We start from the raw sequence: 14,734 nt of genomic DNA, 5'->3' as shown, positions 1-14,734 counted from the left end.
TTAGGCGGCGATTTTCAAAAGCTCCGCACCTTCCGACACCTGGTCGCCCGGCGCATACATCAGCTCAGCCACGACGCCATCAGCGGGCGCGGCAATGGTGTGCTCCATCTTCATTGCCTCCATCACGGCGAGTGCCTGGCCCTTGGTGACCTTGTCGCCCGCCTTCACGGCAAACGACACGACCTTGCCCGGCATCGGCGCTGTGAGCCGGCCGCCCTCGGCCTGCGCCTCGCCCGCGTGGGCGAGCAAGTCGATGGCGACGATCTGCGTCGCGCCTTGGGGCGTGAACACATAGTCGGTCTCGCCATTGGCATACACCGAGGCAAGGGCGCGTTGGCCGGCGAACTGCAGGTCGATGCCGCCCTCGCCGCTTGAGAAGCGCAACGCGCCCGACACATCGCCCACGGTGAGCGTCAATGCGCCATCGTGCAAATACGCGAGTTCCGCCTTGACATGCTCACCCTTGAACTCGAACTCGAAGCGGCGCGCGTTGATGCCATGCGAGCGCCAGCCATCGCGTCGGCTGAACGGGTCCGCACCTTCCTTCGCTTTTTCGTTGAGCAGCGTCTGCGCCACGGCTGCGGCCGCTGCCAGGGGCAGGCCGACCTCCTCCTGCTTGAACAACACATCCTGCTCGCGCGGGATGAGCGCCGTATCAAGATCCGCCGTTTCGAACGAGCGGCTCTTGACCACATGCCGCAGGAACTGCACGTTGGTGCTGATGCCGACGATATGCGTTTGCGCCAACGCTTCATCAAGCCGCGCCAGCGCCTGCTCGCGCGTGCTGCCGTGCACGATCAGCTTCGCGATCATCGAGTCGTAGAAGGGCGAGATCACATCGCCTTCGCCAAAGCCGGTATCGATGCGCACAGGTGCGGCGTCATGAAGGCGCTCGGCATCCGCATTGCGGCGGAACGCAACGTGTGCGGGCCAGCGAGCCACATCGAGGCGGCCCGTGGCAGGCAAAAAATTGTTGTCCGGGTTCTCGGCGCAGATGCGCGCCTCGATCGCGTGGCCGCCTATCTTCAGCTCGTCCTGCAGCATGGGCAGGCGCTCGCCGTCGGCCACGCGCAGCTGCCACTCAACCAGATCGAGGCCGGTGATCGCTTCCGTCACGGGGTGCTCCACTTGCAGGCGCGTGTTCATCTCCATGAAGAAGAAGTTCATCTCGCCCGCGCGCTGCTCCACGATGAATTCGACCGTGCCCGCGCCGACGTAGTCCACCGCGCGCGCCGCCGCCACGGCCGCTTCGCCCATCTGCTTGCGCATGGCCTCGGTCATGCCGGGTGCGGGCGCTTCTTCCAGCACCTTCTGGTGGCGCCGCTGCACGGAGCAATCGCGCTCGAAGAGATACACGTAGTTGCCATGCGTGTCGCCGAACACCTGGATCTCGATATGGCGTGGGCGCTGCACATACTTTTCGATCAGCACGGCGTCGTCGCCGAAGCTGTTGATCGCTTCGCGCTTGCACGAGGCAAGCGCGGCATCAAAGTCTGCTGCGTTTTCCACAGCACGCATTCCCTTGCCGCCACCGCCTGCACTGGCCTTGATCAGCACCGGGTAGCCAATGCGGTCGGCTTCGCCCTTGAGCATGGCTGCGTCTTGCCCTGCACCGTGATAACCGGGCACGAGCGGCACACCAGCGCGCTCCATGAGTTGCTTCGATTCGGCCTTGAGCCCCATCGCCTGGATCGCAGACGCGGGCGGGCCGATGAAGACAAGGCCCGCTGCCTTGCACGCCGCCGCAAACTCTTCGTTCTCTGAGAGAAAGCCGTAGCCGGGATGCACAGCTTGCGCGCCCGTGGCATTGGCCGCTTCGATGATGCGCTCCCAGCGCAGGTAGCTGTCCTTGGGTGAGCTGCCGCCGATGTGCACGGCTTCATCGCAGGCCTTCACGTGGCGGGCCTGCGCGTCGGCGTCGGAATACACCGCAACGGTGCGGATGCCCAAACGCTTGCAGGTGGCTGCAACCCGGCAGGCGATCTCGCCGCGATTGGCAATCAGAATCTTCTTGAACATGTCTCAGACTTCCTTGTGGGGAGGCAGGGGCGCCGGCATGCGGCCGGACAGGAAAGCGCGCACGCGCGTGATGACGAGCCGCAGGAATTTCACAAGCACGACCATCAGCAGCACGGCAATGGCGAGCGTGAGTACAAGTGCAATCGCAAACACCGCCGGATGCGCCGCAGCGAGCCACAGCATGAAGACGACAAAGCCGTCTTCAAGCAGCGACACACCGATATTGGAAAACGGCTCGGGCGATGTGTTTACCGCGGCGCGCGTTGTCAGCTTGGCAGCGTGGCTCGTTGCAGCGAGGCTGCCGCCCAGCAGCGCCGCGACCCAGGTCATCGCGTCGCCATCCGCGCCCAGCGCGCCGGCTGCGAGCGCTGCGCCTGCTGGAATGCGGATCACGGTATGGACCACGTCCCACAGTGAATCCACGAAGGGAATCTTGTCGGCGAAAAATTCAACAAAGCACATGAAGCCGCTGGCTGCGAGCACGCCCGGGTGCTGCAGCATGCGCAGGCCATGCGGCAAGTCGATCCAGCCCATGTAGCCCGCCGCGCCCACGAGGAACACCGCCGCATAAAGCCGGATGCCACTGGCCCAGCCTAGCGCGGCTGCCAGCGCGAGCAGTTGCGGCGTGTCGATCAGGTGACGAAACGGTTCCATGCGTCGCGCGCCCTTGCGGTTACGGCAGCAGCCAGTTCGGCTTGCGCTTGCCGAGGAACGACTGCACGCCTTCGCGCCCTTCATCGCTCACGCGGATGTCGGCAATGACTTGTGCGGTGCGCTCGATGAGGCCCGAGGTGATGTCGTGGCCGGCGACGTCATGTACGAGTTGCTTGCACGCCTTCATTGCCATCGGCCCGTTCTGCACGAGCAGTTGCGCGAGCTCATGCACCTTGGCGTCGAGCTGGTCGGCCTTGACCACTTCATGCACAAAGCCGATGCGCAGCGCCTCTGCCGCACTGAACCGCTCAGCCGTGAGGAAGTAACGGTGCGCGGCGCGCGCGCCCATCGCACGAATGACATACGGGCTGATCGTGGCGGGTACAAGGCCCAGGCGAACTTCACTCAGGCAGTACTGCGCTGTGTCCACCGACACCGCCATGTCGCACGCCGCCACCAGCCCCGTGCCGCCCGCATACACATCACCCTGCACGCGCGCGATGGTCGGCTTGGGGCACGAATAGACCACGCGCAGCATGCGGGCAAGCGCCTGCGCATCGGCGAGGTTTTCGTCGTGCGTGTACGTGGCCATGCGCTTCATCCAGTTGAGGTCTGCGCCTGCGCAAAAGGCGGGGCCGTTGCCGGCGAGCACGATGCAGCGCACTTCGGGCCGTTCGGCGAGTGCCATGAAAACAGCCGTCAGCTCGGCGATGACTTCGTCGTTGAACGCATTGCGCACGTCAGGCCGGTTGAGCGTGACCGTTGCGATAGCGTCGTTGACGACCAGGAGCAGGTGATGCATGGCGCGGGTCAGGGTTTGGCTGCAGGCGAGGCGCTGGTGGCGTCGCCCGGTGTCACATTGCCCGCTTCGGTCGTGCCTGCAAGTTCAGCGGCAGCGAGCTCGCCGAACTTGTCGTACATGATCGACATGCGGATGGCTTCAAGGCTGCCGGCCATGCCGCCGCCCGAGTAAGTGGCGCTGACCTTGTATGCATGCAGCTGCGAGCCGCGCTCGTCGAAGACGCGAACATAACCGTCGATAAAGTCAGTGCCTGCCAGGAACTGGAATGCAGCTGCAGCCAGCGTGTCGCGCACCTTGAAGGCCTCGACCGTCACTTCCACGCGGTTCTTCGCATCGGTATTCATGAGCTTCGCCGTTTGCAGGCGCCGGCGCACGTTGTCGCCCAGCTCGAGCGGGCTGAAGCTGAATTGCGAGCTGTACTGCGGGTTGTCGTTCAGCAGCAACTTGGCGTTATCCGACATCACCACATCGACAGACCGGTAGGTCATGCCTTGCAGGCGCTGCGTGCCGCCCGCCGATTCGCGCTGGATGGTGCCAGAGCAACCTGCAAGCAGCAGGCTCAGCATCAGCGCCACCATGGAAATGACACGGGTCATGTTTGCCCCTTTCGTGAGCAGTTTTGTGAATCGCGAATGACAGCACAACGGCGCGCCATTGTCAGTACCGTTTGGCGGCTTCTTCGAGCATGACTTCGGTGGCGCCGCCGCCAATGGCCAGCACACGCGCGTCGCGCCAGAGCCGCTCGATGGGCGTCTCGCGCATGTAGCCCATGCCACCGTGGAACTGCTGGCAGGCCTGCACCACCTCGTTCACCAGCTCGCCCGTGAGCGCCTTGAGCAGCGACACGTCCTGCACGATGTCGTGGCCCTGTGTGACGCGCCAGGCACAGTGGTACATGAACTGGCGCGCCGCCCGCGTCTTGGCGTCGAGCATCGCGATGCGCTGGCGGATCGTCTGCTTGTCCCACAGCGTGGAGCCGAATGCTTCGCGCTGCTTGACGTATTGGAGCGTGAGTTCCAGCGCGCGCTGGCAGTGGCCCACAGCCATTGCAGCGAGTGCAATCCGCTCCGTCTGGAAATTCTTCATCACCGAGTAAAAGCCCTTGCCCTCCTCGCCCAGCAAGTTGGCTGCGGGGATGCGCACGTTGTCGAAGATCAGTTCGGCGGTGTCAGACGACAGCCAGCCCGACTTCTTCAAGGCGCGGCCTACGGTGAAACCCGGCGTGCCCTTCTCGACGATGAACATCGACACTTCGCGCTTGCCCGGCCCGCTCTTGGCGGCGACGAAATACAGGTCGGCATGCACGCCATTGGTGATGAACATCTTGGTGCCGTTGAGCACCCAGTCGTCGCCATCACGCCGGGCCGTGGTGCGGATGCCGGCGACGTCAGAGCCCGCGCCCGGCTCGGTGATGCCCACAGCCGTGATCAATTCACCTGCGATCACCTTGCGCAAGTACTTGTCTTTTTGCGCGGGCGAGCCTGCGTGGTGCAGGTGGGGGCTGGCCATGTCGGTGTGGACCAGCACCGTGATGATGAAGCCCGCATACGTCGATTGCGACAACGCTTCTGCAAACACCAGGTTGGTCATCGCGTCGGCCTCGGCGCCGCCATACGCGCCCTCGTACATCAACCCGAACAGGCCGGCGCTGCCCATGCGCCGCAGCACATCGCGCGGAACCATGCCCGCCTCCTCCCACTTGTCGGCATGCGGCTCGACTTCGCGGGCGATGAACTTCGCGACCTGGTCGCGCAGCAGTTCGTGGTCGGGATTGGTGTAGATGCTGTCCATGCGTGCCTCATTGCCTCGGGAGAGAAGGAAGGCTAGCGCGTTGCTCATGACCGTCGAACAAACCTTGCATCGACGCGCGTAGCTGCGCACTCCACTCGACGGCTTCCTTCTCGTCGGTGAATTCCTTTGTCGGCACAAAGGCACGGACCCAGCCGAAACCATCGCGGCCATAGCGCGTATAGAAAATCTCGTAGAGGGGGCCATCAATCTTGAGTGACCGGGCGTTCAGCCACCTCCGGGCCTGCGAATACAGCGGATCGTCGAGAGATCCAACGAGATGGCGATCACGCCGGAAGATCTTGATGCAATCAGGAAAATCTCGTGAAGGGGCAAATTCTTCCCTGTGAAATTCACTCGCGGGCGCACAAGCGTTGGAAGACCATTGGGGCATCGTAATGTTGTTGTCCCAAATCATGAAGGCGACAGACCACCGCGCCGCATCTGCTTCGATGTGGGTCGCATACGCCTGATAGGACTTGGCAACGTCCTGGCCCCTATTGTTCACGGGCCCGCCCGTATCTGCCGCCAAGCTCCAGTTGGTACCGGGTAGCCGGATGAATCGGCCGCGGATGTCCAGTTCGCCCACGCGCAATGAGACGGCGGGCTGCGCGTCGGCCGCCATTGCGTTGGTAGCCGCCGTGGCATTGACACCAAACGTACGATCCCGCTCGCGGACGACTTCGCGCAGGCGACTGGTCACTGCCAGTGCTGCTTCCAACGGCAGGCCCGCAGATATCAGCAACTTGCGCTCCCCAGTCCAGAGCTCGATATTCTTCTCGATGTCGGCCGCCCGGGCGGCGCTCAATGGTCGCGTACGGCCATAAGTAGGCCCGCTGAAGACGCCCGACTCTGCGGTCAACTTCTTCATGATGACAAGATAGGCAAGCGGCTCGACACCCATCTGCACCAGGGTGCGCATTGCAAGACGGTCCGCGGCAATCAGTTGCTGATCGGTTGCAGGGCTTAGTCCGCTCTCGCGGTTCTCTCCCAATGTCACCAACGAGCCCAGGACGGCCTCTGCAAGCATCTTGCCCCGTTCGCGATTCTTGGAGAAGCCCAATGCCACTTGCGCCGCTTCGTGCGCCAACACTACCTTGGCCTCCAACGCGTCAAGCCCCTTCATGAAGGGGGCCGTAAGAAAGACCATGGCCCCGTCCGAGTCCGCATACATGTACTGGCTGTCGAAAACGTGCAAGCGCATCGCGCATACGCGCACCAGCCGAACGGGAATCTCCGAAGTCTGGCCGTTTCTGCGCACGGTGCGGGTCACGACCGGATTTTCGGAATACCGCTTCTCGCGCTCGTCTGCGAGCCGCTTTGCCGTTTCGGAAGCGGACTCTCTAGTGGGGGTGCCCTGATTAGTTTCCTCAGTGCGCTTGGCCGGAACAATGAAGTCGCCCTGTTTCAGTCCTGCATGGCCTGACGGGGATCCCGGTCGATTGGCGACCACGACAAAGTCGCCGGCTTCGGCTTCCGGAAAGCGGGTCTTGATGGCTGCATTGCTTTGCCCAATCGACTTCACCAACCGTTCGCTGCCCTGCGGCCGGCCCATGATTTCGAAACTGGAACCGTCGTTCCAGCCTTTCCCATCTTCCCGGCAGGCTGGGTGCAAAGCATAGGAAAGCTGGAAGAGAACGTCGTCCAGCGGTGCTGATTCGATCCGTAGTTCGATGCGCCGCTCCATTGGCACGATCAGAGGTATCGCGCCGCTCGCCGAGGCACTTGCAGCTAGTGCCATTGCGGGTAGCGCGGCGCGCAGCACCCAGACAGACAAGAGCGGATTCTTCATATCGTTCAATGCAGGGCCTGCAGGCCGCGCAATTCCTCGAAGGCATCGAAATCGCGGTCGCGGTGCAGCAGCACATAGCCGCGTTCGATGCAAAACGTCGCGAGCAACACATCGATGGAATTTCGGATCGTGATGCCCGTGGAGCGGAGGCTGCGGTAGTGCGCTGCTGCGCGTTGGGCAAGTGCCTGCCCGCCTGTGGATTCGATGGTCAACGACAGCATCAATTTCTCGGCCTGCAGGAAGTCACGCTCATGGCGAAAACCACGCAGCACTTCGTAGAGGACCAGGTCCGGCACGATGAGCGGCGCCTCGCCGCGCGCCAGCAATTGCCGCAGGACCGATTGCTGCGGCGTGTCCGCACCGTTGAAGAAGTCGATCCACACGCCCGAATCAACGACGACCATGGGGCTTCTTCCTGGTCGCAGTGCTCTTGGCAGCCAACTCCTTCGCCGTTGGCTCGCGCAGCACCAATGGCGGTGCCGGTGTGTGAGGCGGATAGACAAGCCCGCCGGGCTCGTCATCGCCGTCCCACTGGAGCTTGCCTTCCCACTTCAGGATCTCGCGGTAAGCGGCTTGCCGGGCGAGCAAGGCAAGGCCAGCCTCGACTGCCTCTTTCTTGGTCTTGAAGTGCCCAGCGCGCATGGCGCCTTCCATGAGGGCATCGTCAATATCGATATTGGTGCGCATGATGTGTAGAAAGTTAAGTTTTCATACACACTATACATCACATCCGGAACACGCCGAACTTCGGCTCGCCGATCGGCGCATTGAGCGACGCCGACAAGCCCAGCGCCAGCACGCGGCGCGTATCGGCGGGGTCGATCACGCCGTCGTCCCACAGGCGCGCGCTCGCGTAATACGGATGCGACTGGTGCGCGAACTGGTCGAGCAACGGTTGCTTGAAAGCTGCTTCTTCATCAGCGCTCCACTGGCCGCCCTTGCCTTCGATGCCATCCCGCTTCACGGTGGCAAGCACGCTGGCCGCCTGCTCGCCGCCCATCACCGAGATGCGCGCGTTCGGCCACATCCACAGAAAGCGCGGCGAATAGGCGCGGCCACACATGCCGTAATTGCCCGCACCAAAACTGCCGCCGATGATGATGGTGAACTTGGGTACGCTGGCCGTGGCCACAGCCGTGACCATCTTCGCGCCGTGCCGTGCAATGCCCTCGGCCTCGTATTTGCGGCCCACCATGAAGCCGGTGATGTTCTGCAGGAACACGAGCGGCGTCTTGCGATGGCAGCACAGCTCGATGAAGTGCGCGGCCTTCTGGGCCGACTCGGAAAACAGGATGCCGTTGTTGGCGATGATGCCCACGGGCATGCCTTCAATGTGCGCAAAGCCGCATACCAGCGTCGTGCCGTAGCGCTGCTTGAATTCATGGAACTGCGAGCCATCGACGATGCGCGCAATGATCTCGCGCACATCGAACGGCTTGCGTGCGTCGGTCGGGATCACGCCGTACAGCTCCTTCGGATCAAACTTCGGGGCAACGGGCTCGCGCGTTTCGACAGGCAGTTCTTTCGACCGATTCAACGTCGCCACAGCTTGCCGCGCCAGGGCCAGCGCGTGCATGTCGTTTTGCGCGAGATGGTCCGCCACGCCCGACAGGCGCGTGTGCACATCGCCGCCGCCCAGGTCTTCAGCTGACACGATTTCGCCGATGGCGGCTTTGACCAGCGGCGGGCCGCCCAGGAAGATCGTGCCCTGGTTCTTGACGATGATGGTCTCGTCGCTCATCGCGGGCACATACGCACCGCCGGCAGTGCACGAGCCCATCACCACCGCGATTTGCGCGATGCCCTGCGCGGACATGTTCGCCTGGTTGTAGAAGATGCGGCCGAAATGATCGCGGTCGGGAAACACCTCGTCCTGGTTGGGCAGGTTGGCGCCGCCTGAATCGACGAGGTAGATGCACGGCAGGTGGTTCTGCTGCGCCACTTCCTGCGCACGAAGGTGCTTCTTGACCGTCATCGGGTAATAGGTGCCGCCTTTGACGGTGGCGTCGTTGCACACAATGAGGCAGTCGCGCCCGCTCACGCGGCCAATACCGGCGATCACGCCGGCGCAAGGCGCGTCGCCGTTGTACATGCCGTGCGCGGCCAGCGGGGACAGTTCAAGAAAAGGTGTGCCGGGGTCCAGCAGCATCTGCACCCGCTCACGTGGCAGCAGTTTGCCGCGCGACACATGGCGGGCACGGGCTGTTTCGCCGCCGCCTGCAGCCGCCTTGGCAACTTGCACGTTCAGGTCATCAACCAGCGCGCGCATGGCGGCAGCGTTGGCCTGGAAGTCGGCAGAGCGGGGGTTGAGTTGTGTCTCCAGGGCGGGCATGGGTGGCGTCCTCGTTCTTGTCGTGCCACATCCTAGCGCGCCGGTTGTCCACAAGCAGTCAAGCAGGTTGCAATTCCTGCCACTTTCATGCGGCCATGTGCTCCACAATGCGCCCATGAAGTCCGCACCCCTGCCCGCCAACGAGCCTGAAAGGCTGCAAGCCGTCCGCGCCTCGTACTGCGCTTATGCGCCGCGCGAAGAGCGTTTTGACCGCATCACGCGCACACTGCAGCGGCTCCTGCACGTGCCCATCGCCATGGTGACCATTGTTGAGGAGGACGAGCAGTGGTTCCGCTCGGTGCAGGGGCTGGACGTTGACCACACCGCCCGCGACATCTCGTTTTGCGGCCATGCAGTGGCCATGCGACGGCCGCTCGTGATCAAGGACACGTGGGAAGACCCTGACTTCCTGGACAACCCGCTGGTCACCGGCCCGCCGGGCATCCGCTCTTATATCGGCTGGCCGCTGCAGATCGCGCCGCAGCTTTTTGCGGGCACGCTGTGCGCCATCGACACGATTCCCCGCACGTTCAGCCGCGCCGAGATGGAAGGCATCATTGACCTGGCCCGCATCGCCGAATCCGAACTGCGCGCCAGCGCCGCATCCAGCCTGCAAAAGACGATGCTGATGAACCTCGACATGGTGCAGCGCCGCCATGCGCTCGACCCGGTCACGGGCTGCTGGCGGCCGCGCGCCTTTCGCAAGCTGCTGGCCATGGGGGTGGAGCAGGCACGCGCCGAAGGCAGCCAGCTCGCGCTGGTGCAGCTGCGCTGCACGGGGCTGGAAGACGCCGTGATTGCGCTGCACGCGAGCAACCCGGATATACCGCTCGCCGTCCTGGCGCAGCTGCTGCGCAGCCGCATGCCCGCAGAGGCGATCCTCACGCACATGACGGGCTCGGTGTTCAGCGCGCTCTACAACGCGCCGTCGGTGTGGTACCTCGAAGAAATGCTGCGCCCGCTGCTTGAAAAAACCGCGACAGCCACGATGCCCGATGGCGTCACGCTCACATTCGGCATCGAGCCGGCGATGGTGCGCCTGTCGGAGCTCAGCCCGCAAGCCGATGCCGCGGCGATGTGGGCGGCCTGCGTTTCACAGGCGGCATGAAGGCACCCGCGGCCGCAACACCCATGGCGTTCGCATGCGCCATCGCGGCCGCGATGCGCCGCGACGGCCGCAGCCCGGATGCCGCACTCAAGCTCGCGGCGATCACGCCCGCACAGCTGCAAAAGCCCGACTTGCGCATCACCGCCCACCAGATGGAGGTGTTGTCCGGTGCCGCGATGCAGGCGCTGGATGATGAGGCACTGGGTGCCTTCAGCCGCAAACTGCCGTGGGGCAGCTACGGCATGCTCGCGCGCGCGTCGCTGACCTCGCCCAACCTGGGTGTGGCACTCAAGCGATGGTGCCGCCACCACGCGCTGATCGCGGGTGACGTGAAGCTCGAACTGGTGGCGACTGCGACGAGCGCGACCATCACCGTGACCGGGGAGCCTGTCGCGCCAGCCGCGCAGCGTGAGTTCAGCCTGGTGCACTTGCTGCGCAACGTTCACGGGCTGGCCTGCTGGTACATCGACTCGCGCATTCCGCTGCAGGGCGCGAGCTTTCCGTTTGCAGCGCCGCCGCATGCCGACGCGTACGTTCACATGTTCCCTGGCGGGCCGCTGAAGTTCGGCGCTGACCACGCATCGATTCGCTTCGACGCGCGCTACCTGGCGTTGCCGCTGCGCCGTGACGAGAAGGCGTTGCAGCAGATGCTGCAACGCGCGCTGCCGCTCACGGTGCTGCAATACCGGCGCGACCGGCTGCTGGTGCAACAGGTGCGGCACGCGCTGCTCGCCGAGCCTGCGCGGTCGCGCAGCGCAGACGACATTGCGGCTGCACTGCACATGTCCACACGCACCTTGCACCGGCAGCTGAAAGAAGAAGGCGCGAGCCTGCAGCAGCTCAAGGACGAGGTGCGGCTGGAGGGCGCGAAAGATTTGCTGCATCGCAGCCGCAAGCCGGTGAAGCAGGTAGCAGCAGCAGTGGGTTTTGCGAGCGAGAAGAGCTTTATCCGCGCGTTTCGGGAATGGACGGGGACGACGCCTGCGGCATTTCGGGATGACCGGCCTTCGACGTAGCCGCGTCCAGCACAGGTCTGAGGCAGGCCACGTGTCCAGCCTATCGATAGCTTTGAATCTTGGTGGAAAGCGCTTCAAGCAACGGTGCCAAATGCTGAAACATCAGAGGCAAAGCCTGGTCGCTATCAGCAACAGCCGATCTAACGAATTCGTAGTCGTCGATCAAACTTCCTACGTGGTCAGGCGTGGGTGTATGGGCCATGTCAAAGCGAACCTCTTCCGGCAAGGTCCAATAGAGATTTTTATCCAGCTCAACAGAGGCAATGCCCAGATCGTTGAGGATGAAGCTGAAGATGCGATCACAGGCCAACCGAAGGTCTTCGATTTGAACGGTCTTACTTTCCATTTTTTCCTGACACATTTTCAGCTCACGCTTCCAGTTGCGTTTGCGCGCGATACCGTAGGGCTTACGCACTGAGGACGCCTCCTACGGCATCATTTTTCGAAAGCCCTCTGGGATCGATGACGACGTGTCTGTCAATAAAGGGCGCTTCTTCAGATTCGAACAGCGACTTCTAGTTTGTAAGTATCGCGGCGATTTTTCAGCGGTAACTACGTGCGATGAATATAGACACCAAGCTCAGAAGCTTTACCGAAGTGCACTTTGCCTGCTCCGAATGGGGATATGAAGAACCCATCATTGTCCGACTCATCCGCAACTGCCACGAGAAGCTCCGCAAGCATTCTCAGAGCGTCGACCGAGCCTTCTATCAGAACGGTCGACGGCGATTGATTGTCGTCATCCAAGAGCCGTACAACGAGGCCTACAGACTTTTCAGAGTAGCGCTCACAAATTTCATCGGTCTTCATCTACATCTCCACAATCGGCGTTTCAAAACTTCCGCTTTGGGCGTCCATCGTCCCACACATCACGGTTGCGGCGACCCTTTTCGTAGTCTTTTCGGTCTCCATAGACCTCCCAATGGTCTTTGTGAAGTTTGTCTTTTTCCCAGATCTCCCCAGTTTTCTTGTTGCGCTTTCCACTGGCGCCTCTTATGAATTCGAAATCGTCAGGGTTGGTGGTTGGCGTATTTTCACGGTCCGGCTCACACAGCATTTGAACAATGTGCAGTGGCACACTGATGAATGGGGGTAGCACCAAATCGGGCAAGTTGATTCCAGGTGTGTAAGTGAGTCGACCAGGTTCTGTGGGATCAATAGGTCGCGGAGAGGAGTTTGGCGTCGGAATTGGCGCGGGAATTGGTAAGCCACCCGGCCCTGGCACGGGCATCAATGCCTGTAAGCCCGACGGGTCCGCGTTAGTTAGCGGCGCGTTGCCAACATAGCCGAATCCATTGATGCCCCCATGCAGTCCAGTCAAGTCAAATTGCCAATACCTTCCAAGCTTCGGACCGTACAGCCGATGCCAGTTGTAGAACAGCCCCGTCTCCGCATCGAAGTACTGCCCCGGGAACCGCAGGTTCATCTCGATAGGCTTGCTTGCCTTGAGCAACACTGGCTGATTCGTGATCGCCTGCTTCGGGTTTGGCGTCGCTTGCAGCACTCCCGTTGGCGTGTTGTTGCCGAACGCTGAATAGGGCCACTGCCACACCGGTTTGTTGGCTTCGTCGGTGATCAGTCTTGGCGTGCCGAGGTGGTCCGCGTGCACTGCGTAGAACTTGCCGTTGCGGTACATACCCACTGGCAATGCCTGGCCGTCTTGCGTCGGCAGCCAGATGTATTCCGTGCGTCCTTTGCCCACTGCGCTTCCGTTGTCGTACTCGCCCAGCATCGCCCATGCGGGGATGGCGCCGTCGCCGTAAACGTATGCCGTGCCAAGGCCTGCACCTGTTGTCGCGCTGCTGCTGGTGAACAGCCAGCCGAACGACTTCTTGAGCCAGGCGATGAAGCCTGCGTCCAGCGTCGTTTCATTCGGCAGCGTTTGTTCGGCTTGCGTGACGCTCTTGAACACCCGCTGGCCCATGGCGTTGGTCAGATAGACCACTCGTGCGGCTTCGCCGTCTTTGCTGACGGTCACTTTGGCGAGTCGGTTCGCCGCGTCGTAGTCGAACTCTCGCAGGCCATCACTGGTCATCGATCCGTTCGCGTTGACGATGTAGTTCACCGGCGCTGTCACCACGCTCTTGACCTTGCCGTTGCTCATGGTGGTGAGCGTCTGCGTGAAGCCGAGCAGCCGGTTGCTGTCGCCATCCATCAACGACACCTGGCTTGTGGTGCTGGCTGCGTCTTGCTCGGTGAACTGGCCGTCGATATCCGTATCGCTGGTGGTCTTGTCGATGGACGTGAGGCGGTTGGAGTTGGCGTCGTAGGTGTAGTTGGTGCTCGCGCCTGCTCGGGTGAAGGAAGTGAGGCGGTCGCGGTTGTCGTAGCCAGCGGTCCAGGTCAGTGGCGTGCGGTACAGCTCCAGCGTCGTGGTGCGTAGCGCCCACAGCTCTTGCGTGATGCTGGTGATGCGGCCTGCCGCGTCGTAGCCGTAGCTTGAGAACTCGGTGGCCGTCATGCGGCCATCTGTGTCGAAGGTGCGGGCTGCGTTGTCGCCGGTGCTCCACGTCCATGATTGCGGCTGGCCGAGCGCGTTGTGCGTGAGGCTGCTGATGAACGGGATCGTGGGCTTGGGCTTGCGGGCGGTGCCGGGCTCGCGAACAGATACGCCTGTGATGCGGCCTGCTGTGCGCTGGTAGGTCACTGCAAGGCCGCTGGGGTAGGTCATGCCTGCGAGCTCTCCGGCTGCGTAGCTGTAGGTCACTGTGTAGCGGCTCGGCGTGGCTGGGTTGTCCAGCACGGTGGAGGTCTTGCTGGTGATGCGGCCCTGCGCATCGCGCACGAAGACGAGTGAACCCGTCTTGTCGCTGATGCTGGCCAGATACCCCGTCTTGTTGCTGTCCCACTCGAACTGTTGGGCGGGTTCGTTGCCGTGGCGAATTTCTGTGGGGCGGCCCAAGGCGTCGCGGGTGATTGCCGTTTTGACGCCCTTGGCATCGGTACTTGCGATCACATTGCCTGCGGCGTCGTGCTCGTAGGTGACGTTGCCGCCGTCGGCGCTGGTCTGGCGCTTCACATCGCCCAAGGCGTTCTGCTCGTAGCCGGTCTGCACGCCCTTGGGGTCGGTGACTCGCGTGAGCTGGTCCGACGCGTTCCAGTCTGTGGTCACGCTCGCGCTGTCGGGCAGGGTCGTGCGAACTGGGCGGCTCAGGCCGTCGAGCGTTTGGGCTGTTGTTTGCTGCAAGGGGTCGGTTACCGATACCGGCTCGCCGTTGGCGTT

At 62.6% G+C, this 14,734-nt stretch carries 14 protein-coding genes; 2 read left to right on the top strand and 12 right to left on the bottom strand.

Annotation, left to right across the window (positions count from 1 at the left end; genetic code table 11):
• The 9 genes from GHT07_RS06860 to GHT07_RS06820 form a co-directional block, all read right to left on the bottom strand.
• The gene (locus GHT07_RS06860) at positions 1-2,019 is read right to left on the bottom strand and encodes an acetyl/propionyl/methylcrotonyl-CoA carboxylase subunit alpha (protein ID WP_153584337.1); all 2,019 of its coding nucleotides are present in this window, start codon (positions 2,017-2,019) and stop codon (positions 1-3) included.
• Positions 2,020-2,022: 3 nt separating this feature from the next.
• Positions 2,023-2,673, bottom strand: a complete 651-nt coding sequence (locus tag GHT07_RS06855; protein ID WP_153584336.1) for a DUF4126 domain-containing protein — start codon at positions 2,671-2,673, stop codon at positions 2,023-2,025.
• Positions 2,674-2,692: 19 nt separating this feature from the next.
• Positions 2,693-3,475: an enoyl-CoA hydratase/isomerase family protein gene (locus tag GHT07_RS06850; RefSeq protein WP_153584335.1), complete on the bottom strand. Its 783-nt coding sequence runs from the start codon at positions 3,473-3,475 to the stop codon at positions 2,693-2,695.
• A gap of 8 nt (positions 3,476-3,483) precedes the next feature.
• Positions 3,484-4,071: a hypothetical protein gene (locus tag GHT07_RS06845; protein WP_153584334.1), complete on the bottom strand. Its 588-nt coding sequence runs from the start codon at positions 4,069-4,071 to the stop codon at positions 3,484-3,486.
• 61 nt (positions 4,072-4,132) lie between these two features.
• Entirely contained in the window at positions 4,133-5,266 is a 1,134-nt protein-coding gene (locus GHT07_RS06840) for an acyl-CoA dehydrogenase family protein (protein WP_153584333.1), read from the bottom strand.
• 7 nt (positions 5,267-5,273) lie between these two features.
• On the bottom strand, positions 5,274-7,055 hold the full coding sequence (locus GHT07_RS06835; RefSeq protein WP_153584332.1) for a hypothetical protein: 1,782 nt from the start codon (positions 7,053-7,055) through the stop codon (positions 5,274-5,276).
• Positions 7,056-7,060: 5 nt separating this feature from the next.
• Entirely contained in the window at positions 7,061-7,459 is a 399-nt protein-coding gene (gene vapC, locus GHT07_RS06830) for a type II toxin-antitoxin system VapC family toxin (RefSeq protein ID WP_153584331.1), read from the bottom strand.
• Complete coding sequence (locus tag GHT07_RS06825) at positions 7,446-7,742, bottom strand: type II toxin-antitoxin system VapB family antitoxin (protein WP_153584330.1); 297 nt, start codon at positions 7,740-7,742, stop codon at positions 7,446-7,448. Before GHT07_RS06825 ends, vapC begins: the two co-directional genes overlap by 14 nt.
• Before the next feature lie 37 nt (positions 7,743-7,779).
• Positions 7,780-9,387, bottom strand: a complete 1,608-nt coding sequence (locus GHT07_RS06820) for a carboxyl transferase domain-containing protein (RefSeq protein ID WP_153584329.1) — start codon at positions 9,385-9,387, stop codon at positions 7,780-7,782.
• A gap of 115 nt (positions 9,388-9,502) precedes the next feature.
• On the opposite strand from GHT07_RS06820, the gene GHT07_RS06815 reads away from it, so the two are divergent.
• Together GHT07_RS06815 and GHT07_RS06810 are read left to right on the top strand one after the other, a co-directional pair.
• Positions 9,503-10,495 carry a GAF domain-containing protein gene (locus tag GHT07_RS06815; protein ID WP_194792861.1) on the top strand — a complete coding sequence of 331 codons (993 nt, stop codon included), beginning with the start codon at positions 9,503-9,505 and terminating at the stop codon, positions 10,493-10,495.
• Positions 10,492-11,511: an AraC family transcriptional regulator gene (locus tag GHT07_RS06810; protein ID WP_228488226.1), complete on the top strand. Its 1,020-nt coding sequence runs from the start codon at positions 10,492-10,494 to the stop codon at positions 11,509-11,511. The genes GHT07_RS06815 and GHT07_RS06810 overlap by 4 nt, the downstream gene beginning before the upstream one ends.
• 40 nt (positions 11,512-11,551) lie before the next feature.
• On the opposite strand, the gene GHT07_RS06805 is transcribed toward GHT07_RS06810, so the two are convergent.
• The 3 genes from GHT07_RS06805 to GHT07_RS06795 all read right to left on the bottom strand — a co-directional run.
• Positions 11,552-11,926: a hypothetical protein gene (locus tag GHT07_RS06805; RefSeq protein ID WP_153584327.1), complete on the bottom strand. Its 375-nt coding sequence runs from the start codon at positions 11,924-11,926 to the stop codon at positions 11,552-11,554.
• Between the two features lie 137 nt (positions 11,927-12,063).
• Positions 12,064-12,321, bottom strand: a complete 258-nt coding sequence (locus GHT07_RS06800; protein ID WP_153584326.1) for a hypothetical protein — start codon at positions 12,319-12,321, stop codon at positions 12,064-12,066.
• Between the two features lie 22 nt (positions 12,322-12,343).
• Positions 12,344-14,734: RHS repeat-associated core domain-containing protein (locus GHT07_RS06795; RefSeq protein ID WP_153584325.1), on the bottom strand; the 2,391-nt coding region annotated here is incomplete at its 5' end.

The sequence above is a fragment of the Caenimonas koreensis DSM 17982 genome (assembly GCF_009646335.1).
Lineage (GTDB): Bacteria > Pseudomonadota > Gammaproteobacteria > Burkholderiales > Burkholderiaceae_C > Ramlibacter > Ramlibacter koreensis.
This window is presented reverse-complemented; position numbering and strand designations above follow the sequence as displayed.